This is a genomic window from Amycolatopsis sp. NPDC101161, from assembly GCF_044768185.1.
Classification (GTDB): Bacteria; Actinomycetota; Actinomycetes; order Mycobacteriales; family Pseudonocardiaceae; genus Amycolatopsis.
In genome coordinates this window covers 1,094,357-1,117,558 of sequence record NZ_JBIWPI010000003.1, presented here as the reverse complement: position 1 = coordinate 1,117,558, position 23,202 = coordinate 1,094,357, and the positions used below count along the sequence as shown (strand labels likewise).

Below are 23,202 nucleotides of genomic sequence, written 5' to 3'. Positions count from 1 at the left end.
GTGTACGAAAAGGACGATCCCCGCTCGGCCCTGGCCACCGCGGCCCGCCCCGACAGCGGCGCCGCGATCACCGCCGCGCAGTACCTCGACCTGCGGGAAACGCCGGTCGTGCGGGCGCAGAACGTCATCCTCGTCCACACCGACGCCCGCGACGGCGACGACCTCGACAACGGGACCCTCGAGGGCGAGCTGGCGATCATCGTCACCGACGCCTCCCCCGCGTTCACGGTGTTGACCGACGACGGCGCGACCAAGGTGGACTCCCCCGGGCTCGTGGTGGTCCCGCCCGGCGCGTCGCGGATCGGCGTCCACGGCGACGGCCCGCTGGTCCGGCTGGTCGAGGCGACCGAACCCGCGTGGCGGGACCGCGTCGCGAACGCCGGCGCCTACGCCGAGAACCACCCGCGGGTCACGCTGCTGGAGCGCTGGCCGGCGCCCGCCGAAGAGCGGGTCCGCTTCTACCCGCTGTCCGAGGTACCGGACGACCCGAAGCGGTTCGGGCGGATCTTCCGGACGCGGTCGTTCATGGTGAACTTCCTGCCCTTGCAAGACGGTCCGCGCGACCCGCGCAAGCTCTCACCGCACCACCACGACGACTTCGAGCAGCTTTCCCTGGCCGTGCAAGGGGAATACGTACACCACATCCGGACGCCGTGGCTGCCCGACAGCACGACGTGGCGCGAGGACGAGCACGTGCGGATCGGCAGCCCGTCGGTGACGATCATCCCGCCGCCGACCGTGCACACCTCCGCGGCGAGCGACCCGGGCGTCAACCAGCTGATCGACATCTTCAGCCCGCCGCGGGTGGACTTTTCGGAGAAGCCGGGGTGGGTCCTGAACGCCGACGACTACCCGATGCCGTGAGCGGGCGGACCGGAGGCGGTCTGTTCACCCGCGAGGCCACGCCCGTCGGGACGTGGCTGAAGATCGCCTCGACCGAGCCCGCCGAGATCATGGCGTTCGCCGGGTTCGACTTCGTCGTCATCGACCTGGAACACGCGCCGCTGGACCTGGTGACGGCGTACCGGCTGATCAACACCGCCGCGGCGCTGGGCATGACTCCGCTGGTGCGGGTGCCGGACAAGACGCCGTCGACGATCCAGAAGATCCTCGACGCCGGCGCGATGGGCATCCTCGTGCCGCACGTCGACACCGTCGAAGAGGCGGCGGCCGTCGGGCGGGCGTGCCGGTTCCCGCCGCACGGCGTCCGCGGCGCCGGCGGGACCAGCCGAGCCGGCGCCTGGGGGCTGCGGCCCAACGCCGAGTACCTGGCCGCCGGCAACGACGACGTCCTGTGCATTCCGCAGCTGGAGAGCGTCGAGGCGATCAAGGCCGCGCCGGAGATGCTCGCACTGGACACAGTGGACGCCGTGTTCGTGGGCGCGGCGGACCTCTCGATGTCGATGGGGTCGACGCCCGCGTCCCCCGACGTGCTCGACCTCATCGCCTCGGCGATCGCGGCCGCGCACGACGCCGGGAAGAAGTGCGGGCTCGCCTTCGGCGGGGTCCCGGAGAAGGCGGCGCGGGCCGTGCGCGACGGCTGTGACTTCGTGCTGGTCAGCAACGACACGACGATGCTGGCCGAAGCCGCCCGCGGCCTGGTCCGGGCGTTCCGGGACGCGACGGCATGACGCTCTCGCTGCCGCGCACCGCGTTGTCGATCGCCGAGCTGGACGACCTCGACCACGACGGGGTCGTCCGGTTCGTGCGGGCGCTCGAGGACGCCGGCCACCGGATGGTCTGGATCCCCGAGGTCAACGGGCGCGAGGCGTTCACGACGGCGGCGCTGGTGCTGGCGTCGACGTCCCGGCTGATCGTCGGCAACGGCGTCGCCCGGGCCCTCGAGCGCGTGCCGAAGTCGGCGGGCTCGGCGGCGCGGGACCTCGCCGCCGGCTACCCCGGGCGGTACGTGCTGGGGCTCGGGGTGAGCGGAGCGGTCCGCGAACGCGGGGTCGGACCGCTCCCCTTCCTGCGCGAGTACCTCGACGGCGTCGACAAGGTGGCGCACGGGGTGCCGAAGGTGCTCGGGGCGTATTCGGCGGGGATCACGCGGCTGGCCGCCGAGCGTGCCGACGGGCTGATCACGTTCCTCGTCACGCCGGAGCACACCCGCTGGGCGCGCGAAACGGTCGGCGACCTCTTCCTGTCGGTGGTCCAGTGGGCGGTGGTGGGCCGGTCGCGCGCCGCCGCCCGCGAGGTCGCGCGCGATCGGCTCGCCTACTACCTGACGCTCCCCCACCAGCTCGCCAAGCTGAAGCGGCTCGGCTTCACCGACGCCGACCTCGCGCCGCCGGGATCCGACCGGCTCGTCGACGCGCTCGTCGCCTGCGGCACGCCTTCCCAGGTGCGCGAGGCGGTGCGAGCGCAGTACGACGCGGGCGCCACGCAGGTCGCGGTGACGCTGGTCGGCCCGCTCGACGACGTCAAGCTCGACGCCTACCGCGCACTCGCCTTGGAGGAGAACTGATGCGCCCGGCCGAAAAAGTCATCATCACGACCGCCATCACGGGCTCGGTGAACATCCCGTCGCAGAGCCCGTACCTGCCCCTGTCCGCCGACGAGGTCGCCGACGCCGCGCTGGAGGCGATCGAGGCGGGGTCGGCCATCGTCCACCTGCACGCCCGCGAGCCGGACGGCCGGCCGACGCCCGATCCCGACGTCTTCGAGAAGATCGTCGGGCGGATCACCGCGGAATCCGATGCGGTCATCAACATCACGACGGGCGGCGCGTCCTCGATGACGATGGACGAACGGCTCGCGGCCGCCTACCGGCTGCGGCCCGAGCTCGCGTCGATGAACATGGGGTCGATGAACTTCGTCTACTCGGGCATCGCCGACAAGGTGACCGAGTGGAAGCACGGCTGGGAGAAGCCGTACGTGCTCAACACGTACTCGAAGCCGTTCGTGAACACGTTCGACAAGATCGAGCACACGCTGCGGACGCTCGGCGAGTCCGGAACGCGGTTCGAGTACGAGTGCTACGACATCGGGCACCTGTACTCGCTGGCGTACTTCGCCGAGCTGGGCCTGGCGAAACCGCCGTTGCTGATCCAGGGCGTGTTCGGCGTCCTGGGCGGGATCGGCGCCGACCACGCGAACCTGGAGCACATGGTGCGGATCGCGGACAAGCTCTTCGGCGACGACTACTGCTTTTCGGCGTTCGCCGCCGGGCGTGACCAGATCGGCTTCGGCACGCACAGCGCGTGGCTCGGCGGGCACGTGCGGGTCGGCCTGGAGGACAGCCTGTGGATTGGCAAGGGGCGGCTCGCGGAGAGCAACGCCCAGCAGGTCCGGAAGATCCGGGCGGTGGTGGAGGACCTCGGGAAACCGATCGCCACCCCGGCCGACGCACGCGCGATGCTGGCACTGCGAGGAGGAGCGGCATGAGTTTGCTGACGGGCAAGGTGGTCCTGGTCGTCGGGGCCAGTTCGGGCATCGGCGCGGATGCCGCGCGGGTGTTCGCCGCGGACGGTGCGTCGGTGATGCTGGTGGCCCGGAACGAGGAGCCCCTGGCCAAGTTGGCCGCGGAGCTGTCGGACTACGACGTCGCGTACACGACGGGCGATGTGTCGTCGGCGTCCGATGTGGACGCGTTCGTCTCGGCGACGGTGTCCCGCTTCGGCCGGCTGGACGGCGCGTTCAACAACGCGGCGATGGGCGGCGGCGGCCGGCTCGACCAGGTGTCCGAAGCGGACTTCGACCGGATCATGGCGGTGAACGTCAAGGGGACGTGGCTGTGCCTGCGGGCGGAGGTCGCGGTGATGGAGCGCCAGGGAGCGGGCTCGATCGTGAACGTGAGCAGCATCGGCGGCCTGCGCGGCAGCCCGGGCATGGGCGCGTACCAGGCGACGAAGCACGCGGTGATCGGCCTGACCCGCACGGCCGCCCACGACTTCGGGCCGTTGGGGATCCGGGTGAACGTGCTCGCCCCGGGCCCGACGGAGACCCCGATGCTGGACGAGCTGCGCCGCACGATCCCGGGCGGCGTGGAGGCCCGCATCGCGGCAACACCGTTGCGGAAGGCGGGCACGGGCACGGAAGTCGGCTCGACGGCGGCGTTCTTGCTGAGCGACCGGGCAAGCCACTTGAGCGGAGTGGTAGTCCCGGTCGACGGCGGCTTCACGGCGTGAGCCGGCCGGGTGGCGGGCCAAGGCTCGCCACCCGGCTACGCCTCGTCGGCAACCGGCGGGACCGCCACCTTGAACCGCGGCCTCCGCCGGAAACCGGCTACCCGCAACGGGTTCAAGTACAAGCGCGACCGAGCGCGCGCGATCAGCGCGAACTCGCGAAGGTAAGGCCAGACCGGCGTTCCCTCCTGCTGGGAGTCACGCAAGGCCAAGAAGCCCGACTTTTCGGCGGCGTCGACGACTCGCACGACCGTCAGTCCCCACAACGCGATCGCATCGGACATCGAGACGTACCGGCGGCAGCACAGGAAGCCCAGCATGTTGAGGGACGAGAGCGCGTGGTTCGCCGATCGGAAATCGTCGGCGGACAACGTTTCGGGAGACTCCCCCGTCTCGCGCAGCTCGAAGACCACTCGCCGGCCGTGCTGATTCTCGGGGACCAGCTGCTTCTCGTGGGCGTTCAGCAGCAGGTCCCGGCGAGAGGTCCGCCGGTTGTAGACGAACACGAGCGTGCTGAGCAGCACCGCGATGAACGACACGACGACAGCCATGCACGGAGGATGCCCGACGATTCCGGAGGGCGGCAACCAGCCAGTCCGCCGCCCCTTCAGGCCAGGTCGGGGATCAGCTCGCCGATCAGCCGGATGCTCTTCAGCACCTTCTCGTGCGGGATGCCGCCGATCTGCTGGAGGCACATCATCCGGTCGATGCCCAGCTCCGCGTACGCGCGCAGCTTCTTGCGGCACGTCTCCGGGCTGCCCACGATCAGCGAGTCCTGCGCGCTCAGCACCTCGAAGACCTCCTCGTCCGGCACCTGCTCGCCCTGCAGGATCCGGGCGATCAGGAGGTTCGCCTCCGATGGCGCGTTCGAAGCCTCGCCACGCAGGAAGTCGCCCGTCAGGCCCGGGGACTTCACCAGCTCTTCGTTGCGGGCGTTGGCGCGCACGAACTCCGTCGCCGCCTCGAAGAACGTCAGCGCCGTCACCGTGTACCACGCCGCGGCCGCCGCCGCGCCGTTGCGCATGGCCTCCTCGTCCGTGTCCGCGCAGTGGACGAACGTGAAGAAGCCGACCTGGTCGTTGACGAACGCCCCGACCGGCTCGGTGCACTGCGCGGCCGCCGCCCGGTACAGGCCGATCAGGCGGCCCGCGCGCTCGAGGGACTCCCACATGGTCGTCCCGAGCACGCCCACCCCGCGGCGCCCGGCTTCCTCGAACGACGCCGGGCTCGCCGCGGCCTGCCACAACGGCGGGTGCGGCTGCTGCAGCGGCTTCGGCCCGATCCCCACGCCGTCGACGCGGTAGGCGTCGCTCTCGTAGGAGAACCGTTCGGAGGTCCACATCTTCGGCACCATCTCGAAGGCCTGCTGCGTCTGCGCGCGGGCGTCGTCCGGCTCGATGCCGAAGAGGCGCCACTCGGGGATGGTCGACCGGGTCAGGCCCAGTTCGACGCGCCCGCCGCTGAGGTGGTCGAGCGTCGCCGCCCGCTCGGCGACGCGGATGGGGTGGTTGAACCGCCCGGGCGCGAGCACCGCGGAGTGCCCGAGCCGGATCCGGCTGGTCCGCTGCGAAAGCGCGGCCAGCATGAGTTCGGGCGCGGAGGAAAGGCTGAACTCCCCGGCGCCGTGGTGTTCGACCTGCCACCAGCACCCGTAGCCCAGTTCGTCGGCGAGGACGGCCTGTTCGATGGCTTGCCGGAACCGCAGCTGTTCGTGCCCTTCTGGCCAGGGCCGCGGGTTCTGGATCTCGTTGAACAGGTCGATCTTCATCCACGGCCTCCGCTTCATCGGGGTCACCGCAGAGTCAGTCTCCGAGAGCGACTGGATCGTTACGGATGGTCACCCGGACGGAGCAGCACCGCCTCAGACACCACCCACCCGGATCGCCACGGCGCCCAGCGCGACCGTGCCGCACACGACGAGGCCGGTGTACCCCACGACGAAGGAGAGCTTCGCGAGCGACCGCGAGGGCCTGGGCCACACGCGGTCCAGCTGGTAGGCGGCGCCGGCGAGAACGTCTTGGCACGTCTTCCCCTTGGCGACGAGCGAACGGGCCTTCGCGGTCAGCCAGAACCCGCCGATGATCTTGACCTGCTTGGTCGTGGCACCGGCCATTCTCTCCACTTCGTAGGTCTGATTGCTGATCAGGAAGCCGTAGAGCAGCAAGAACCCGAAGGTGAGGCCGCCGAGCACGATGGGGAGGCGCCAGCCGATGTCCTGGGGTTGTTCCCGGTAGGTCACCCACAGCAACGCCACGGCGAGCGCGGCCAGCAGGCCGCTGACCTTCTGAGCTCCGCGCGGGACGTCTTCTTCGCTCGGCTCCCACCGCGACCGCCCTCGGAAGGTCAGCGCGAGGGCCGAACCCATCGCGATGATCGTGCCGGCGACGTTGACCAATCCGGCGAAGGAACCGTAGTCGGGCTGCATCTCCGCCTCACAAGTACAGTTTCGCGCTGGTCGCCGAAGGCACGTCGTACTCGGCGTCTTCGAAAGTCAGGGGAAGGAACTGCCCCGAAGCGCCGAAGCAGTACCTGCCGGGCCGGAGACACCCTCGGACCGGAGTACTGGGCGCCCCGAAGACCAACGCCTCATCACGCCAGTACGCCGGGTGGTAGTGCACGCGCAGGTCCGGCGAATCCGTGTGTACCTCGAAGTCGAGACCGGGGGCCGAGGGCTCCGCGGACCGGCGCCCCTCCCCTGATAACCGCACGGAGAGGAACCGCCCCATCCGGGCGATGAATCCCGAGCGCGCTTCGCCCGGATCGACGAGATCACGGAATTCCCGGCGGCGCCCTCGATCTCCACGGGTAGCCCGGCGCAGGATGGTGAAAACCGTCCGCGGATCGTTTTCCACCCCCTCGGCGGGGAAGATCGCGGCGTGGAGGTTCACGGGGAGAATTCCCCCGGCTCTCCCGTAGACGACCATCATCGGGAGGTCGTTTTCTTCGAGGTAGCGGTACTGCCGTGCAAACCGCTCGGCGTCGACGGCGACGTCCGTGATGAGGCCGGCGCGGTAGAACTCCGTGGTCTCGGCAGCTCCCCGGCCGACCAAAGCCCTGGCGAGTTCTTCGTACTGTGACGGCGGTTCCGGCGACGACATCGGGCATCCCTCTCCCGAGGGGCGGCCGGCGAAGTCCCGCCGCCATCGATGTTTACGAGTCGGCTTCCGGCCACAGAGCGTTACAAGAGGCGGGCCCCACTCCGCTGCGCTTGGTCACCGGGCCGCCCCGGTGGCACGCTTCTTCCGGACGAAAGGCGGTGCCCATGGCTTTGCAGCCGGCTGGGCCGCGGCGGGCCGAGGTGCTCGCCGCTCTTTCGCTCGCCATCGATCTCGGGCTCGGGCAGCCCATGGAGCACATGCTGCGCTCCGCGCTCATCGCCACCCGGCTCGCCGACCGGCTCGGGCTCGACGGCGAACAGCGCGGCACCACCTTCTACGCCACCCTCGTCGCCTGGATCGGGTGCCACGCCGACTCGCACGAGCTCGCCGCGTGGTTCGGGGACGACATCGCCTTCCGCTCCGCCACCTACCGCGTCGACTGGGCCGGCCTGCCGTTCCTGCGTCTGCTCGCGACGCACGCCGGGCGGGACCGGGCGCCCGTCGCGCGCGGGGTCGTCGCCGCCGCCTTCCTCGTCAACGCCCGCGGCCGGCTCGCCGAGCTGATCCACTCCCACTGCTCCTCCGCCGGGCGGCTCGCCGACCGGCTGGGGCTGAACGAGACCGTCGCCCGGGCGCTGGCCGGCACCTTCGAACGCTGGGACGGCAGCGGCCTGCCCACCGGCGCCCGCGGCGACCGGCTGCCGATCGAAGTACGTGTCGTGCACCTCGCCGAAGTTGCCGAAGTCCACCTGCGCCGCGGGGGCGTCACCGCCGCGCGCGCCATGGCCGAAGCGCGCAGCGGGCGCCAGTTCGACCCCGCCGTCGTCGCCGCTTTCACCGGCGCCGCAAGCGAAATCCTCGACGGCCTGCTCGACGACGACGTCTGGACGGCCGCCCTCGAGCAGGCTCCCGACCGCGATCGGACGCTGACCGACGACGAGCTCGACGACCTGCTCACCGCGATCGGCGACTTCGCCGACCTCAAGTGCCCCTTCGCCCTCGGGCACTCGCGCGGGGTCGCCGACCTCGCCGCCGAAGCCGCCCGGCGCAGCGGACTGTCCGAACCGGACATCCGGCTCGTCCGGCGGGCCGGGCTGGTGCACGACCTCGGCCGGATGGGCGTGCCCAACAGCATCTGGGAGAAACCCGGGCCGCTGTCGGAAGCCGAGCGGGAACGCGTCCGGCTGCACCCCTACCTGACCGGCCGGATCCTGCGCCGGGTCACGGGTCTGGCGCAGGTCGCCGCCATCGCGGCGGCGCACCACGAACGGCTCGACGGCTCCGGCTACCCGCTCGGCGCGGCCGGCGCGGCCCTGACCCCGCACGCGCGGCTGCTCGCCGCCGCCGACGTCTACCACGCGCTGCGCGAACCGCGCCCGCACCGCCCGGCGCGCGACGCCGTGGACGCGGCCGAGATCCTGCGGCAGCAGGCGCGGGAGTCCCGGTTGGACGCCGAAGCCGTCGACGCCGTGCTGCTCGCGGCCGGGCACGCGCGCCGCCGGACGTCCTACCCCGCGGGGCTGACCGGCCGCGAGGTCGAGGTGCTGCGGCTGCTCGCCGGCGGCGGCTCGAACCGGGAGATCGCGCGGGCGCTGTCGATCAGCGAGAAGACCGTCCGCAACCACGTCGAGCACATCTACGCCAAGGCCGGGGTGTCCAACCGGACCGGCGCCGGGCTGTTCGCGCTCGAACACGGCATCGCCGGCCTGCCCGGAAGATGAGGCATCCGCCCCATGCGCGGGCGGCCGGGCGAGCACGAGGCTGGGGCGAACCGTAAGGAGCCCGCCATGCCCACCCGTGCCGTCATCAGCCTCACCACCGGACTCGAAGACCCCGAGAAGGTCACCGTCGCGTTCCTCGTCGCGGTCGGCGCCGCCGAACAGCACCGCGCGACGCTGATGTTCCTCACCAAGGAGGCGGTCCGCCTCGCCCTCGACGGGTTCGCCCAGGCGACGGCGTGCGAGGGCTGCCCGCCGCTGGCCGACCTCGTCAAGCGCTACGAAGCCGCCGGCGGCCGGTTCCTGGTCTGCCCGATCTGCTTCACCGCCCGCCACCTCGCCGACGACGGCCTGGTCGCCAACGCGTCCCTCGGCGGCACGGTGCCGATGTGGGAGTGGATCGGCGACGAGCCCGTCACGACGTTCAGCTACTGACGCCATGACCACCGCAGGCGAGCAGTTCGCCCACGCGCTCGCGGCCCGTGACTCCGCCGGGCTGCGCGCGGTACTGGCCGGCGAAGTCGACTTCGCCGCGTTGACCCCGGGCCGCCACTGGAGCGCCACCGATCCCGCGGAGATCGTCGACGACGTGATCCTCGGCCGCTGGTTCGGTCCCGGCCGGACGATCCACGAGCTGTGCTCGGTGACCACCGGCCGGGTCGCGGACTGCGAGCACGTCACCTACCGGCTGCGGGTCGAGCGCGACGGCGTCGACCACCTCGTCGAGCAGCAGGCGTACTACACGGTGCAAAACGGCGAAATCGGGTGGCTGCGCGTCCTCTGCTCCGGTTACCGGGCGCTCGCCGGCTGAGAATCCGCTCACGTCGGCGTGGCTCAACGCGCCGGGACGCCGTCCGCCTGCCATCCTCTTGCGGTCAGGAAGACAGGCGGACGGAGGCACCCGTGGGCGTCATCAGCTGGATCGTGCTCGGGCTCATCGCGGGCTTGATCGCGAAGGCCCTCATGCCGGGCAAGGACCCCGGCGGCTGCATCATCACGATCCTGCTCGGCATCGGCGGCGCGTTCGTCGGCGGCTGGGTCGGCAAGACCCTGTTCCACACGGATCTCGGCACGTTCTTCGATCTCCGCACGTGGGGCCTCGCGGTCCTCGGCGCGCTGATCATCCTGGTCATCTACCGGATGGCCTTCGGACGCAGCCGCCGCGACTAGTTGAGGCTGACGCCGTAGGCGCTCATCGCCTCACCGACCGGCTGGAAGAACGACGTCCCGGAGCCCTTGCCGGACGTGATGCCGAGGCCGACGCTGCCCGCGAACAGGCAGCCGCCCGAGTCGCCCGGGTTGACCAGCGCGTTGGTCTGGATCAGCTGGGAAACCGAGCCCTCGGCGTAGTTCACGGTCACGTTCGTGCGCGTGACCGAGCCCGATGTCAGGTGCGTGGTGCTGCCGCTCTTGCTGATCCGCTGGCCGACCGTCGCGGTGCCGGCGGAGCTGATCCGCTGCGTGGAGCCGTTCCACAGGGTGACCGCGCCCGGCGCGCTGCCGGTGGTGTTGCGGATCAGGCCGTAGTCGTTGCCGGGGAAGCTCGACCCCTGCGACGGGCCGACGTTCCACTGCGACACCGCCCGCGTGCAGTGCCCGGCGTCGAGGATGTAGTTCTGGCCGCCGCGGTTGGTGTTGAAGCCGACCGAGCAGCGCGTGCCGCCGCCGGTGATGGCCTCGCCGTTGTAGATCGCGGTGTGCATCTCGCCGGCGACCCGTTCGACCCGGACGCGGTCGCCGAGCGACGCCGCGGCCGCCAGCAGGGCGTCGGTGCCCTTGGCCGCGTCCGCGACCGTCAGCACGACCTGGTTGGTCTTCGGGTCCAGGCCGACCGAAGTGTGCGCGACCGCGGGCAGCGCCTGCAGGGCGTTCTGCGCGCCCGCGAGGGCCGCGCCCGAGTGCTTGACGAGCCGAGCCTGCGCGCCGGCCGCGGTCACCCGGTCGGCGGCCGCTTGGTCGAGCACGTTCACAACGGGCTTCGCGGCGGCGTCGAGGTAGCCGTCGACCGCGCGGGCGCCGAGCGCCGCGGTGACCTGGTGCAGGGTCTCGACGCTCGCGGCCTGCGTCCGCAGCAGCGCGACCGCGGCGGACTCGCTGATGCCGGTTTCCGCGGCGAGGGACGCGACGGCGTCGCGCTGGACGTCGGGTGCGTAGCCGTCGATGGTGACCGCGCCGGCCGGGCTCGTCAGGAAGCCGGCGACTGCGGCGGTGGCCACCAGCGCGGTGGCGGTGCGGGCGAGCAGGTGTCTTGTGCGCATGCCGGTACTCGCTTTCACGGGGAACCGGCGCGAGGGATGGCCGCGCCGGTCGCGATGGGTGTCCGGTGATCCGGTGCGCCCGAGGGTGATCCGGCGGGGAAGCCCGCGGTACCGACTTTCGTCGTACAGGACAAAAGATAGGTACCGGGCATTTCGGACTTCCGGCCGAGCCCGCACAGTAACCGGGCAGCGAAGCGGACCAATCCCGCTCGTGGTCCGCCGACTGTCCACTTGCGACCGATCCGGCGGCTCAACCCCTTGGCGGCGAAGGCCAAGCGACGTCGTCGATCGTCAAGAACGGCTCGCCCGCCACCACTGCCGGCGTGCTGCCGGTGAACGCCCGGACCTCCCGGTGCAGGTGGGACTGGTCGGCGTAGCCGGCGTCCGCGGCGACGCGGGCCGCGTCGTCACCCGCGACCAGGCGGTGGACGGCGTGGTCGAAGCGGACGAGTCGCGCCGCCCGCTTGGGCGGCAGTCCGGCCTGCGCCTGGAACCGGGACCACAGCCGCTTGCGGCTCCAGCCGACCTCGACGGCCAGCTCGTCGACGCGGACCCGGCCGCGGGTGCGGACCATCCGGTGCCAGGCCCACGCGACCTCCGGGTCCACTGCCGGTCCCGTCTCGCCGCGGCGGGCGAGCAGCGCGTCGGTCAGCGCGAACCGCTCGTCCCACGACGAAGTTTCGCTCAGCCGCTCGCCGAGCCGCGCCGCTTCCCGGCCCCATAGGTCGTCCAGGGTCACGAAGCCGTCGAGTTCGCCCGGGCGGACGCCGAGGACCGCGCCCGCGACGACCGGGGGCAGGCGGACCTGCACGCAGGCGAAGTCCGTCGCCCGCGTGATGCGCGTCGTGCCGAAGCCGAGCCCGGCGACGACGCTCCCCCGCTGCCGGCGCCCGGCGGCGTCGGCCACGGCGACCGTGCCGGACCCGAAGATCACCGCCAGCGTCACGGCCGGAGGAGGGACCAGCATCAGGCCGGCCGGGGTGCGGCCGCGGTCGCGGAAGCCGGCCATCGTCGCCCCGGCGACCCGCCCGGGCCGCACCGGACGAGCGACGTCCCACAGCGCCTCGGCCACGGTTCCAAGCTACGCGGAACATTCGTCCAAGCCACGCGGGTGGCCGTGCGGCCAGGCTCGGCGCATGACGAACCTGCACGTGACCGACGACGGCCCCCGCGACGCCCCGGTCCTCCTCCTCGTCCACGGATCCGCGTCCTCGGTCCGGTCCTGGGACGCCCTGCTCCCGCTGCTGCTCGAGAACCACCGCGTGGTCCGCGTCGACCTGCTCGGGCACGGCCGGTCGGCCAAGCCGGCGGACGCCGACTACGGCATCGCCGAGCAGGCCCGCCGGGCCGGAGCCGAGCTGGACCGGCTGGGCATCGGGCACGCCGTCGTCGCCGGCCATTCGACCGGCGGGCTCGTCGCGACCGCGCTCGCCGAGGAGCGGCCCGGCCTGGTGGCCGCGGTCGTGCTGGTCGACACGGGACCGAGCATGGACACCTACATCGGGCCGCAGACCGCTTTCGACCCCGAGCAGTGGGCGCGGCTGACCGACGCGCAGATCCGCGAGGCGATGAGTTCCGCGTTCCGGCCCGGCTTCGAAGCTCCGGCGTCGCTCGTCGAGGACGTGCGGGGAATGACCTTCGCCGCCTTCGCCGCGGCGCAGCGAGGAGCCGTCGAATACCTTGTGCGGCAGTCGATCCCGGACCGGCTGGCGGCGCTGGGCACGCCGGTGCTGGTGCTCTTCGGCGAGGACGACCGGCGATGGCGGCCGTCGACGGCGCTCGCGGCTTACCGGTCCGTGCCGGGCGCGCGGGTCGTCGCGTTGCCCGGCGTCGGCCACTCCCCGATCCTCGAAGACCCGGGGCGGACGGCCGAGGCGCTGCTGGCGTTCACCGGGTCACGGAACGGCGGGGACCGATAGTCGTACCCACTTCGGCCGGAAATCAAACAAGTCCGGCTCGGCCCACGCCGCCGCGGCGCGGGTGGCAGGATGTGGCCGGTGAGCATGCGGACCAGGAACAACGTCGTCGAGGCCGGGCCCGAAGACGGCCCGGTGGTCCTGCTCGCCCACGGGTTCGGCTGCGACCAGAACCTGTGGCGCCTCGTCGTTCCCACGCTCGCCGAGCGGTACCGGGTCGTGCTGTTCGACCACACCGGCGCCGGGCGCTCGGACCTGTCCGCGTGGACGCCGGAGCGCTACGGCACCCTCGACGGCTACGCCGACGACATCCTGGCCCTGTGCCGCGAGCTCGACCTGACCGACGTCGTGCTCGTCGGGCACTCGGTCAGCGCGATGATCGCCGTGCTGGCCGCCAACCGGGAGCCGGAGCGGTTCGCGAAACTGGTGCTGCTCACGCCGTCGCCGTGCTACATCGACGACGACGGCTACCGCGGCGGCTTCAGCCGCGAGGACATCGACGAGCTGCTCGAAGCGCTGGAGTCGAACTACCTCGGCTGGTCGGCGACGATGGCGCCGGTGATCATGGGCAACCCGGACCGCCCGGAGCTGGGCGAGGAGCTGACGAACAGCTTCTGCCGCACCGATCCCGCGATCGCGCGGGTCTTCGCGCGCGCCACTTTCCTTTCCGACAACCGCGACGACCTGCCGGCGGTCTCCGTGCCGACGCTGGTCGTCCAGTGCGCGCAGGACGCCATCGCGCCGCCCGAGGTCGGGCAGTTCACCCACGAGCGGATCGCCGGCAGCCGGCTGGTGACGCTCGACGCGATCGGGCACTGCCCGCAGCTCAGCGCGCCCGAGGCCACCACCGCCGCGATCACGGCGTTCGTGAGCGGCCCATGATGTGCGAAGCCGACGCGGGCGGCCGCAAGGGCGCGGACCCGGCGTTTTCCGCGCTGCTGGAGGACAGCGCGGAGGACCTCTACGAGAACGCCCCCTGCGGGTACCTCTCGACGCTGCTGGACGGCACGATCGCGAGGATCAACGCCACCCTGCTGGACTGGCTCGGCCACGAGCGCGAGGAGATCGTCGGGCGACGGCGGTTCTCCGACCTGCTGACCGTCGGCGGCCGGCTCTACCACGAGACGCACTTCGCGCCGCTGCTGCGCATGCAGGGCGAGCTCGGCGGCGTCGCCTTCGAGCTGAAGACGGCGAGCGGCGGCCGGCTGCCGGTGCTGGTGACCTCGACGGTCAAGACCGGCTCCGACGGCGAGGCCCAGCTCATCCGCACCACCGTGTTCGACGCGCGCGACCGCCGCGCCTACGAGCAGGAACTGCTGCGGGCGCGCGACGAAGCCGAGCGGGAACGCGACCGCGTGCAGCGGCTGGCGCGGACCCTGCAGCAGACGCTGCTGCCGCCGGCACCGGCGGAAGTGCCGGGCATGCAGGTCGCGGCGTACTACCACCCGGCGTCGGCCGACGAGGTCGGCGGCGACTTCTACGACCTGTTCCCGGTCACCGGCGACACGTGGGGGTTCTTCCTCGGCGACGTCTCGGGCAAGGGCGCGCAGGCCGCGGTGGTGACGTCGCTGGCGCGCTACACGCTGCGGGCGGCCGCCGTCCACGACCCGGACCCGACCGTCGCGCTCGGCATCCTCAACACGGCGCTCAACCAGCAGTTCCAGAGCGACGACCCGCGCTACTGCACGGTGGTCAACGGCCGCATCCGGCCGGACGGCGACCGCGCGACGATCACCCTGGCCGGCGGCGGCCACCCGCCCGCGCTGCTGATCCCGGCCGACGGCGCCGCGCGGTTCCTGCCGCTGCGCGGCGGCCAGCTCGTCGGTGCCCTGCCCGGCGCGCGGTTCGTCTCGCTCGACGTGCACCTGGCGCCCGGCGACACGCTGCTGCTCTACACCGACGGGCTGACCGAAGCCCGCGCGGACGGCCGCACCCGCTACAGCGAAGAACAGCTTCGCGAAGACCTGACCGGCCTGGCCCCGACGACCGCCCCGGCGGTGGTCGAGGCGGTCACCGACCTGCTGGCCGGCTTCGGCGACGGCGTCGACGACGACACCGCGCTGCTGGCGTTCGGCATTCCCCTGCCCGGAGGCGATCAGCCATGACGAGCCCGTTCTCGACCTCGACCGAAACCGCGGACACGGGGCCGATCCTGACCGTCCGCGGCGAACTCGACGTCGCCACCGCGTCCCGCCTGCGCACCCGGATCGGGGAGCTGGCGCTGGCGGCCGGGCAGCTGCTCGTGGTCGACCTGGCCGGGGTGACGTTCTGCGACTCCAGCGGGATCTCGGCGTTGATCGCGGCGCGCAACGCCGCCGAGTCGGCCGAGGCGTCGATCGCCCTGGCCGCCGTGCCGGCCCGGCTCACGAGGACGTTCGCGCTGACGGGGTTGTCGGACTACTTCCCCACCTACGCGACGGCCGAGGAGGCCATCCGTCAGAGGCAGGGCGGCCGGTAGCCGTCGATCCGCAGGCCGCGGAACTCGAGCCGGTTCGGCGTCTTGCCCACGAAGACCAGGCCGCGGGCTTCGGCGAGCGCCGACGCGAACGAGTACGACGGCGTCCCCAGCTCCGGCAGTGACGTCCACGCGCGGGGCCGGAAGCTGAAGAACTTCGTGACCAGCTTCCCCCGCGTCGACGGCACCAGAGTGAGCCACTTGTCGCCGCCACTCCAGTGCGACGCCGGCCGCAGCTGGACGTAGAGGTCGTCGGTGGCGCGGTAGGTCAGCCAGAAGCCCGCGGAACGGGAGAGGTCGGCCTGCGCCTCGAACCGGTTCCCCAGCCACACGACGGCCACGTGCCACTCGGCGTTCACGAAGTCGATCTTCGCCGTGTACCGGTTTCCGTCGCGGACGAGAAGGTTCCCGGTGGCCGGGACGGTGGTGCCCTCACCGCTGGCGAGCCACTGCTGCAACCGGTCGATCGACGGCGTCGCGCACTCGCACGGCGCCGCCGGCGACGCGTCCGCGGCCGGGGTGACCAGGGAAAACAGGAGGAGGGATGCGATGACCGCGAGCGTCCGGGCGAAGGCGAGGCGCATGCGGGGAAGCTAGCACACCGGATGTGGCCCGGGTCACGGAATGCGCGTCGATCTTGGGCGCTACACAGGAGTAGGAACCGATCGCACCCCCAAGGAGGGCCATGTCCGCCACCACCACGCCGGCCGAGGCCGCGACCACCCCGGTGGTCCCGGTGCTCGACGACTTCGACTTCGACCTGACCGACGGCGCGGCCTGCCGCATCGACGACCCGGACTGCGAAGCCTGCCAGTGAGCCGACGTCCCCGGTGCGGCTCTTCCCGCACCGGGGACGGCCTTTACCGCCGTCATTTCGGGTGGCCGGTCGCGGCCACCTGGACGAAGCTGCGCACCAGCGGGCTGCGGCCGCTCTTCGGCCACGCCACCACGAGGTCGCTCGGCGGCCGGTCCGCCAGCGGCACGACGACGAGGCCGGCCGGCAGCGGCTGGTCGACCGGGGCGAGCGCCGCGGTTCCGTTCCACAGCACCGCCTGCAGGCACTCCTGGACCGTCCGCAGCACCGGCGACGCCTCGTCCGGCGCGCCGCCGGTCCAGTAGGCGGTCCACAGTGGATCGGTCCCGTCGGGCAGCCGGACCCACCGTCGGCCCTTCAGCTCGGCGGCCGGGATCGAGGAGTGGCGGGCGAGCGGGTCGTCGTCGCGCACCACGACGCCGACCGGCACCGAGCGCAGCACGTGCGTGCCGATTCCGGTGGTGTCGAAGGGGGTTCGCGTCAGGGCGACGTCGACGAGACCGGTGCGCAGGCCCGCCGTCGGGTCGCCGAGGCCGGCTTCGTGGACGCGGACGTCGACGTGCGGGTGGCGTTCCCGGAACAGCGGGACCAGCCGGGTACCGACGTGCTCGGCCGCGTCGGCGAGGGTGCCGACGGTCAGGCTCGCCGCACCGGCCGCGGCGGTGACCCGGCCGCGGATCCGGTCGGCCTGCTTGAGGAGCGCGTCCGCCTCGGTGTAGAGCACCGTGCCGGCGGGGGTGAGCGTGACGCCCTTGGGCGTGCGCTCGAACAGGGCGGCGCCGAGCTCGTCCTCCAGCTGCCGGATCGCCCGGCTGAGCGGCGGCTGCGTCATGTGCAGGCGGCTCGCGGCCCGGCCGACGTGCCGTTCGTCGGCGACCGCGACGAAGTACTTGAGCGCACGCAGGTCCACCACGACACGATACCTTCGCGGTATCGAGCGGACCGAGCCGGACTTGGACGCGTGCGGGGCCGGTGGCGAACGATCGTGGGTATGACTCTCACGATCGGGTGCTACACATACGACACGACGCGGCCGCTGTTCGACCGCACCGACGTCACGGTGAAAACGGCGGACACGCTGCCGGAGATCTTCGAGCGGACGATCCGCGACCACGAGTTCGACGTCGCCGAGCTCGGGTTGACGTTCTACTTGCGGCTGCTGGAATCCGGCCTGCCGTACGTCGCATTGCCGATCTTCCCCAACCGGGTGTTCCGGCACTCGTGCGTCTTCGTGAACAGGCGGTCCGGGATCACCGGACCGGGTGATCTCGTGGACCGGACGATCGGCGAGTTCGGCACGTACGGGCAGGACTCCGGCGTGTGGGCCAAGGGAATCCTGATGGACGAGTACGGTTTCGAGCCCGCACGCAACCGGTGGGTGATCGGCGGGCTGGACCGGCCGGCGGAGCCGTTCGGCTTCACCCCGCACCCGCACCCCGAGGACGTCGCGGTGACGACGTCCGACCGGGCGCTCGGCGACCTGCTGGCCGCGGGCGAGATCGACGCGCTGTTCACGGCGAACGTGCCGCAGTGCGTGCTGGACGGCGCCCCGGACGTGGTCCGCCTGTTCCCGGACTTCGAGCCGGTCGAGCGCGACTACCACCGGCGCACGGGGATCTTCCCGATCATGCACGCGGTGGTGATCCGCCGCGAGCTGCTGGACTCGGCGGCCGAGGTCTACCGCCTGTTCTCGTCGGCGGCGGAGTCGGCCGCGGACCGCTACCGGCGCGACCGCCGCCTGTACCAGGTGCCGACGATGGTGCCGTGGATGAACGCGCTCGTCGAGCGCACCGAAGCCGAGTTCGGATCGGATTGGTGGCCCTACGGGATTTCAGCCAATCGAGCGACTTTGGAGACTTATTTGCGCTACCACCATGAGCAGGGACTTTCCGCGCGGCAGTGGGCGATCGAGGAGGTCTTCGCGCTCCCGGAGACGTGATCTTTTGTCGGTGGGGGCCGGTAGCGTCGGGCGCATGGCTCTTTCGACGGAGGAACGCGAGAAGTTTTTGGCCGAACCCCACATCGGGGCGCTGTCGGTGACGGAGCGCCCGGACCGGGCCCCGCTGACGATGCCGCTGTGGTACCAGTACACCCCGGGCGGCGAGCTGTGGATCCGGACGCTGCCGGAGTCCCGCAAGATGAAGGCGATCGACGCGGCGGGGCGGTTCAGTTTGCTGGCCCAGCGGGCGACACCGACGGTTCGGTACGTGTCGGTGGAGGGGCCGGTGCTGCGGACCGAGCCCGACAGTCCGGCGCGGGCCCGGGAGATGGCGGGGCGGTATTTGCCGGAGGAGAAGGTCGAGGAGTACCTGGAGTTCGAGCGGACTCGGGTCGGGGAGCACGTTGTGGTGTTCTTGCGGCCGGAGCATTGGCTGTCGCTGGACATGGGGGCGGTGTGATGTCCACATCGGACTGATCCGGGACGGGACGGCGGCAGTGGCGAGGAAGCGACCCTTCCAGCCTCAGCGAGGCCCGATCACCAGTGCGTCACCGCACCGGGCTCACCGGTAAGGCGCTCCGCCCGGCGCCTGCCGTGCCCGCGGCGCCTGCGCCCGCGGCGCCTGCGCCCGCGGCACCTGAGCCCGCGGCACTTGCGTCCGAGGCACCTGTCCCCGTGGCGCCTGCCCACGTGGCACCTGCGCCCGCGGTGCCTGCCCGCGAGCCACCTGCGTCCGCGCCGGCGGGGGTGGGCCCGCCCGCCTCACCGGGGGACGGGCCGTCGCCGGGCGGGGCTCCTGCTCCGGCTCCTCGCGCGCCCGGGATGGGCGGTTCGCCCACGAGTCGAACAGCACGATCAAGCCCGCGAACACCGCGCACCCCAGCCCCAGGGCCACGTTGACCAGTGATCCGATGATGCCGGCCACCAGCAGCACCGGCAGCACCGCCATCAGGCAGTACGGGTCGATCCTGCCGAACTTCGGGCGGGACGGCCCCTCCCGGGGACTCACCGCGCGACCTCCGCTTTCCCTCGCGCCATGGTCGCAGTATGCAACCCCCAGCCCCTCGCGGCCACCTTCCGACCACAAAAAACCGGACAAAGCGACCAACTACGCAGGATCCCGCTGGGCGATCTCGACCTCCGGGCCCGTCAACCGGCGGGGGCCGACGTAGTACAGCACCGCCCAGGCCGCCGGCTCCGCGTCCCACGACGGGTTCACCACCAGCCCTTCGCCCGTCCGCGCCGCCAGGACCGTTGCTCCATACGCGCGCCCAGGGCCGGCCCAACGACTCCGGGAGCGTCACCGACGCAGCAGCTCGGGCCGCTCGAGGTCCCGCAGGGTGACGACCACGTGCGCCGCCGGGCCGGCGTGGTCGACCGTCCCGCGACCGCCGGCGCCTCGTTGTCGTCGGCCACTCGGCCGGCGCCATCAGCGCGAACCGCCGCGACAAGAATGGACAAATTCCCGTGCTCGGCGGGGAAAAACCGGCGTTCCGTGGTGCACTGTCACCGGTCCCCCGGCGCCGGAAGAGGTACGCGCATGAGGAAACGGGTCCGTTCGGCACTCTTCGCGACGGTGCTCGCGTGCGGCTTGATCGCCACCCCGGCGGCCGCCGCCGCGGCGGCGCCGGGCATCGAGTTCGCGAACCCCGCCAGCCAGGCATTGTTCGGCACCGCTTACCAGGAAGCGCTGGACAACCTGCTGCGCACCAACACCATCGGCTACGACGCGAAGTACGACAAGAGCGGCCTGCTCGACCCGGACACCGGCATCGTCCGCGCGGGCGGTGGCTACAACCAGCCGTGGACGCGCGACGCGTCGATCAACAGCTGGAACGCCACGAGCCTGCTCTCCCCCGCGCTGGCCCGGAACACGTTGTGGGCGGTCGTCGACAAGGACGCCGGCGGCGCGCTGCGCGTCCAGCAGGACGACCAGCAGTGGGACCAGGTCGTCTGGGCGACCGCCGCGTGGCACCACTACCTCGTCACCGGCGACACGGCGTTCCTCGGCGACGCCTACCGCGCGACGGCGAACACGCTGACCATTCGCGAACACGCCACCACGGCCGGCTTCAACGCGAAGTACGGGCTGTTCACCGGCGCGTCGTTCTTCAACGACGGCATCGCCGGCTACCCGGCGCCGCCCGCCGACGCCACCGAGTCGGTCAGCACCGGCAGCATGCCGTGGCCGGGCGTCGCGAGCGGGATGTACCTGAGCACCAACGAGGTCTACTACGCCGCGTACGTCAACGCCGCCAACATGGCGGAGAAACTGGGCCGGCCGGGCGCGGAGGTCGCCGGCTACCGGACCAAGGCGAACGCGCTGAAAGCCGCGATCAACGACCACTTCTGGAACGCGAAGACCGGCCTGTACAACTACCAGCTCCTCGCCGACGGCACCCGCGGCGCCTACCAGGAAGGCACCGGGCTCGCCTTCGCGCTGTTCTTCGGCGTCGCGAACCCGGCGCAGGCCCGGTCGATCGTCGCGAACGCCCGGGAAATGACGTGGGGCATGCCCGACACGTTCCCGAACTGGGCGCGCTATTCGGACGCGCAGCCCGGACGGCACAACGCCATCGTCTGGCCGCTGGTCCAAGGGCTCTGGGCGAAAGCCCTGGCCGGGCAAGGGAACCAGAGCGCGTTCGCGTCGGAGGTGGCGCGCCTGGCCAAGCTGGCCGACGGCAACAGCGGGTTCTGGGAGATCTACAACGGCAACAACGGCGTCGTGGACGGCGGCTACCAGCGGCTCGGAGACACCGTGAAGTTCCACTGGGGCTCCGAACCCGACCAGACCTGGTCGGCGACGGCGTTCCTCGACATGATCCACACCGGCCTGTTCGGGCTGACGTTCACCGACCGCGGCCTGGTCTTCACGCCCGATCTCCCGGCGGGCTGGGGTGACGTGACCCTCCGGAACCTCCGCTACCGCAACGCCACCCTCACGATCGCGCTGCACGGCGCGGGCACCAAGGTCGGCTCGTTCACGATCGACGGCCGGCCCGCGCCGGGCAACGCCGTCCCGGCCACGCTGACCGGCGACCACACCGTCTCGATCACGCTCACCGGCGCGGCCGCCGGCGACCGCGACGGCGACGGCGTGCCCGACGCGGCCGACCGCTGCGCCGACACCGCGGGCACCGTCGGCGGCTGCCCGGCGCCGGCCCACCTCGAAGCGGAGGACGCGCTCAACACCGGCGGCGTGAAGACGAACGTCAACCACACCGGCTACTCCGGCCGGGCGTTCCTCGACGGGCTGTGGGCGCAGGGCGCGGCTTCGTCGTTCACGCTGCACCGCGCGTCGAGCGACCCGGCGACGACCGCGCTGACCGTCCGCTACGCCAACGCCAACAGCGACACCCGCACGATGACGCTGTCGGTCGACGGGCAGCGGCTGCGGCAGGTGAGCTTCCCGAAGGTCTCCGACAGCTGGGACGACTGGGGCACGGTGACCTTCGGCGACGTCCCGCTCAGCGGCCGGGACCCGGTGGTCACGCTGTCCTACGCGCCCGGTGACACGGGCTCGATCAACCTCGACTGGCTGGCCGCCGGCTGACCCGTCACCCGAACCGGTGAACCCCCGGCCCGGCCGTCATAGCCGGGCCGGGCGGCCCCTCTCGTTGTTCGTCGCGGTGGCCGGGCGGCACGCCCCCCGACCGGCCGGCCACCGCGCACACGTCGCCGGGCCCCGCATACTGGACCGGTGAGCGAACCGATCCCGCTGTTCCCCGGCACGCGCGTCGACCCCGCGCGGTTCGCCGACGCGCAGCACCGCCGCTTCACCGGGATGCGGCTGCGGATCGGCCGGTCCGGCATCGCGCACCGCGTCGCGTGGGTGCCCTGGCTCGACGAGCTGACCCTGCCCGCGCCCGCCTGCCACCAGGGGTGGTCCGGCCTCGGCGCGGCGGGCGAGATCACCCCCGCCGACGGGCCGGTGACCTGCCGCAAGTGCCTGCGCCTCGGCGGCGAACCGGACGATCCCGCCCAGCACCCCCTGTTCGCGCTGCCGGAACCGCACTGACCGGTTAGCCCCGCACCGGCCGGGTACCTGCCGGGGATGACGGAGAACCGAGACCCCGGCGCGTCGGTCCGGCAGTTCACCGCCGAGCTGGCCGACGCGGCGATGGCGGGCGCGTACGACGACGTGGCCGACGCGCTGGGCGTGCTCGCCCGCGTCGGCTCGAACCGGATCCCCGGCGCGATCGTCGCGGAGCTGGTCGGCCGCTGCGCGTCGGTGGTCCGCGCCCGGCAGCCGGCCGATCCCGGAGCGGTGTTCACCGTGGCCGTGACCGACGAGCGGGCCCGGCCGGTCGAGGTCGACCGGCTGCCGCCCGGGCCGCTGGCCGCCCTGCGCGCCCTGCTGGCGGATCTCGGCGAAGACCACGAAAGCCGCGACATCCACCTGGAGCTGGCGGCCCGCGGGCGGCCGGACGACGTCGTCGGCGTCGTGATCCACCTGCTCGTGTGGCTCGTGGAACTGTCCGGCAGCGAGGCGGCGACCTTGCCCCCGCTGAGCTGTTTCGCCCGATGAACCCGGCCGGAGACGGCGCGATCGAGGTCGGCGACCCGGTAGACGGGACGGTGACCGTGCGCGCGCACGGCGCCCCGGACGCGGGGGACCTCGCCGCGGCACTGGCCGGCGCCACCCGCGGCGCGGCGACGGTGCTGCTCGACCTGACGGGGGTCGACCACTTCACCACCGAAGCCGTCGCGGCGATCATCCCGCACCTGCGGCGGCCCGGCAGCCGGCTGATCGTGACGGCATCGGCCGCGGTGGAGGGGAAGCTCGCCCGGCTGGGCTTGAGCGGGCTCGTCGCGCCGTCGACGGAGTCCCGCGCCTGAGGCCGCCCTCGTGGCGAGACTGTCCGCCCGCCGCCGAG

General features: G+C 72.2%; 29 protein-coding genes. 20 read left to right on the top strand and 9 right to left on the bottom strand.

The annotated features are described in order from the left end of the window. Genes ACIRSS_RS26730 through ACIRSS_RS26710 form a run of 5 tightly spaced genes read left to right on the top strand, consistent with a single transcriptional unit; the run spans position 1 to position 4,130 of the window. Complete coding sequence (locus ACIRSS_RS26730) at positions 1-864, top strand: hypothetical protein (protein ID WP_400899486.1); 864 nt, start codon at positions 1-3, stop codon at positions 862-864. Then, a complete protein-coding gene (locus tag ACIRSS_RS26725) occupies positions 861-1,631 on the top strand; it encodes an HpcH/HpaI aldolase/citrate lyase family protein (protein WP_400899484.1) in 771 nt (256 codons plus the stop codon). Before ACIRSS_RS26730 ends, ACIRSS_RS26725 begins: the two co-directional genes overlap by 4 nt. Further along, positions 1,628-2,467, top strand: a complete 840-nt coding sequence (locus tag ACIRSS_RS26720; RefSeq protein WP_400899482.1) for an LLM class flavin-dependent oxidoreductase — start codon at positions 1,628-1,630, stop codon at positions 2,465-2,467. The genes ACIRSS_RS26725 and ACIRSS_RS26720 overlap by 4 nt, the downstream gene beginning before the upstream one ends. After that, positions 2,467-3,387: a 3-keto-5-aminohexanoate cleavage protein gene (locus ACIRSS_RS26715; RefSeq protein WP_400899480.1), complete on the top strand. Its 921-nt coding sequence runs from the start codon at positions 2,467-2,469 to the stop codon at positions 3,385-3,387. The genes ACIRSS_RS26720 and ACIRSS_RS26715 overlap by 1 nt, the downstream gene beginning before the upstream one ends. After that, a complete protein-coding gene (locus tag ACIRSS_RS26710) occupies positions 3,384-4,130 on the top strand; it encodes an SDR family NAD(P)-dependent oxidoreductase (RefSeq protein ID WP_400899478.1) in 747 nt (248 codons plus the stop codon). The genes ACIRSS_RS26715 and ACIRSS_RS26710 overlap by 4 nt, the downstream gene beginning before the upstream one ends. 35 nt (positions 4,131-4,165) lie before the next feature. On the opposite strand, the gene ACIRSS_RS26705 is transcribed toward ACIRSS_RS26710, so the two are convergent. The 4 genes from ACIRSS_RS26705 to ACIRSS_RS26690 form a co-directional block, all read right to left on the bottom strand. Beyond that, the gene (locus ACIRSS_RS26705; protein WP_400899476.1) at positions 4,166-4,678 is read right to left on the bottom strand and encodes a hypothetical protein; all 513 of its coding nucleotides are present in this window, start codon (positions 4,676-4,678) and stop codon (positions 4,166-4,168) included. A 56-nt stretch (positions 4,679-4,734) separates the two neighbouring features. Beyond that, positions 4,735-5,895, bottom strand: coding sequence for an LLM class flavin-dependent oxidoreductase (locus tag ACIRSS_RS26700; protein ID WP_400899474.1), 1,161 nt, complete (start codon positions 5,893-5,895; stop codon positions 4,735-4,737). A 93-nt stretch (positions 5,896-5,988) separates the two neighbouring features. After that, a complete protein-coding gene (locus ACIRSS_RS26695) occupies positions 5,989-6,552 on the bottom strand; it encodes a hypothetical protein (protein WP_400899472.1) in 564 nt (187 codons plus the stop codon). A gap of 7 nt (positions 6,553-6,559) precedes the next feature. Then, entirely contained in the window at positions 6,560-7,225 is a 666-nt protein-coding gene (locus ACIRSS_RS26690) for a hypothetical protein (protein ID WP_400899470.1), read from the bottom strand. Between the two features lie 164 nt (positions 7,226-7,389). On the opposite strand from ACIRSS_RS26690, the gene ACIRSS_RS26685 reads away from it, so the two are divergent. The 4 genes from ACIRSS_RS26685 (at position 7,390) to ACIRSS_RS26670 (ending at position 10,113) form a co-directional block, all read left to right on the top strand. After that, on the top strand, positions 7,390-8,946 hold the full coding sequence (locus ACIRSS_RS26685; protein ID WP_400899468.1) for an HD domain-containing phosphohydrolase: 1,557 nt from the start codon (positions 7,390-7,392) through the stop codon (positions 8,944-8,946). A 66-nt stretch (positions 8,947-9,012) separates the two neighbouring features. Beyond that, positions 9,013-9,378, top strand: coding sequence for a DsrE family protein (locus ACIRSS_RS26680; RefSeq protein WP_400899466.1), 366 nt, complete (start codon positions 9,013-9,015; stop codon positions 9,376-9,378). Between the two features lie 4 nt (positions 9,379-9,382). Beyond that, on the top strand, positions 9,383-9,754 hold the full coding sequence (locus ACIRSS_RS26675) for a hypothetical protein (protein WP_400899464.1): 372 nt from the start codon (positions 9,383-9,385) through the stop codon (positions 9,752-9,754). A 92-nt stretch (positions 9,755-9,846) separates the two neighbouring features. Further along, positions 9,847-10,113, top strand: a complete 267-nt coding sequence (locus ACIRSS_RS26670) for a GlsB/YeaQ/YmgE family stress response membrane protein (RefSeq protein ID WP_247023841.1) — start codon at positions 9,847-9,849, stop codon at positions 10,111-10,113. Here ACIRSS_RS26670 and ACIRSS_RS26665 read toward each other — a convergent pair. Beyond that, positions 10,110-11,201 (bottom strand): S1 family peptidase, encoded by a 1,092-nt coding sequence (locus tag ACIRSS_RS26665; RefSeq protein ID WP_400899462.1) that lies wholly within the window; start codon positions 11,199-11,201, stop codon positions 10,110-10,112. The genes ACIRSS_RS26670 and ACIRSS_RS26665 overlap by 4 nt on opposite strands. Before the next feature lie 250 nt (positions 11,202-11,451). Beyond that, on the bottom strand, positions 11,452-12,273 hold the full coding sequence (locus ACIRSS_RS26660) for a helix-turn-helix domain-containing protein (protein WP_400899460.1): 822 nt from the start codon (positions 12,271-12,273) through the stop codon (positions 11,452-11,454). Between the two features lie 64 nt (positions 12,274-12,337). Between ACIRSS_RS26660 and ACIRSS_RS26655 the strand changes: the two genes are divergently transcribed. The 4 genes from ACIRSS_RS26655 to ACIRSS_RS26640 all read left to right on the top strand — a co-directional run bounded on the left by ACIRSS_RS26655 (position 12,338) and on the right by ACIRSS_RS26640 (position 15,575). Further along, complete coding sequence (locus ACIRSS_RS26655) at positions 12,338-13,120, top strand: alpha/beta fold hydrolase (RefSeq protein WP_400899458.1); 783 nt, start codon at positions 12,338-12,340, stop codon at positions 13,118-13,120. Positions 13,121-13,198: 78 nt separating this feature from the next. Then, positions 13,199-13,999, top strand: a complete 801-nt coding sequence (locus ACIRSS_RS26650; protein ID WP_400899456.1) for an alpha/beta fold hydrolase — start codon at positions 13,199-13,201, stop codon at positions 13,997-13,999. After that, positions 13,999-15,222, top strand: a complete 1,224-nt coding sequence (locus ACIRSS_RS26645; protein WP_400899454.1) for a PP2C family protein-serine/threonine phosphatase — start codon at positions 13,999-14,001, stop codon at positions 15,220-15,222. Before ACIRSS_RS26650 ends, ACIRSS_RS26645 begins: the two co-directional genes overlap by 1 nt. After that, entirely contained in the window at positions 15,219-15,575 is a 357-nt protein-coding gene (locus ACIRSS_RS26640) for an STAS domain-containing protein (protein WP_400899452.1), read from the top strand. The genes ACIRSS_RS26645 and ACIRSS_RS26640 overlap by 4 nt, the downstream gene beginning before the upstream one ends. Here ACIRSS_RS26640 and ACIRSS_RS26635 read toward each other — a convergent pair. Further along, positions 15,554-16,156: a hypothetical protein gene (locus tag ACIRSS_RS26635; protein ID WP_400899450.1), complete on the bottom strand. Its 603-nt coding sequence runs from the start codon at positions 16,154-16,156 to the stop codon at positions 15,554-15,556. The two genes, ACIRSS_RS26640 and ACIRSS_RS26635, sit on opposite strands and share 22 nt — an antisense overlap. 101 nt (positions 16,157-16,257) lie before the next feature. Between ACIRSS_RS26635 and ACIRSS_RS26630 the strand changes: the two genes are divergently transcribed. Continuing rightward, positions 16,258-16,389: a hypothetical protein gene (locus ACIRSS_RS26630; protein WP_400899448.1), complete on the top strand. Its 132-nt coding sequence runs from the start codon at positions 16,258-16,260 to the stop codon at positions 16,387-16,389. Between the two features lie 52 nt (positions 16,390-16,441). Here the strand turns inward: ACIRSS_RS26630 and ACIRSS_RS26625 are convergent, their stop codons facing one another. Further along, positions 16,442-17,296, bottom strand: a complete 855-nt coding sequence (locus tag ACIRSS_RS26625; protein ID WP_400899446.1) for a LysR family transcriptional regulator — start codon at positions 17,294-17,296, stop codon at positions 16,442-16,444. A gap of 81 nt (positions 17,297-17,377) precedes the next feature. On the opposite strand from ACIRSS_RS26625, the gene ACIRSS_RS26620 reads away from it, so the two are divergent. Then, on the top strand, positions 17,378-18,325 hold the full coding sequence (locus ACIRSS_RS26620) for a 4,5-dihydroxyphthalate decarboxylase (protein ID WP_400899444.1): 948 nt from the start codon (positions 17,378-17,380) through the stop codon (positions 18,323-18,325). A 34-nt stretch (positions 18,326-18,359) separates the two neighbouring features. Next, complete coding sequence (locus tag ACIRSS_RS26615) at positions 18,360-18,785, top strand: pyridoxamine 5'-phosphate oxidase family protein (RefSeq protein WP_400899442.1); 426 nt, start codon at positions 18,360-18,362, stop codon at positions 18,783-18,785. A 102-nt stretch (positions 18,786-18,887) separates the two neighbouring features. Here the strand turns inward: ACIRSS_RS26615 and ACIRSS_RS26610 are convergent, their stop codons facing one another. Continuing rightward, positions 18,888-19,334, bottom strand: coding sequence for a hypothetical protein (locus tag ACIRSS_RS26610; RefSeq protein WP_400899440.1), 447 nt, complete (start codon positions 19,332-19,334; stop codon positions 18,888-18,890). Between the two features lie 531 nt (positions 19,335-19,865). Here ACIRSS_RS26610 and ACIRSS_RS26605 point away from each other — a divergent pair. The 4 genes from ACIRSS_RS26605 to ACIRSS_RS26590 all read left to right on the top strand — a co-directional run bounded on the left by ACIRSS_RS26605 (position 19,866) and on the right by ACIRSS_RS26590 (position 23,164). Next, positions 19,866-21,878 (top strand): MGH1-like glycoside hydrolase domain-containing protein, encoded by a 2,013-nt coding sequence (locus ACIRSS_RS26605; protein ID WP_400899438.1) that lies wholly within the window; start codon positions 19,866-19,868, stop codon positions 21,876-21,878. A 147-nt stretch (positions 21,879-22,025) separates the two neighbouring features. Next, a complete protein-coding gene (locus ACIRSS_RS26600) occupies positions 22,026-22,343 on the top strand; it encodes a hypothetical protein (protein WP_400899436.1) in 318 nt (105 codons plus the stop codon). 36 nt (positions 22,344-22,379) lie between these two features. After that, on the top strand, positions 22,380-22,853 hold the full coding sequence (locus ACIRSS_RS26595; RefSeq protein WP_400899434.1) for a hypothetical protein: 474 nt from the start codon (positions 22,380-22,382) through the stop codon (positions 22,851-22,853). Beyond that, positions 22,850-23,164: a hypothetical protein gene (locus ACIRSS_RS26590; protein ID WP_400899433.1), complete on the top strand. Its 315-nt coding sequence runs from the start codon at positions 22,850-22,852 to the stop codon at positions 23,162-23,164. The genes ACIRSS_RS26595 and ACIRSS_RS26590 overlap by 4 nt, the downstream gene beginning before the upstream one ends. The last annotated feature ends 38 nt before the right edge of the window (positions 23,165-23,202 follow it).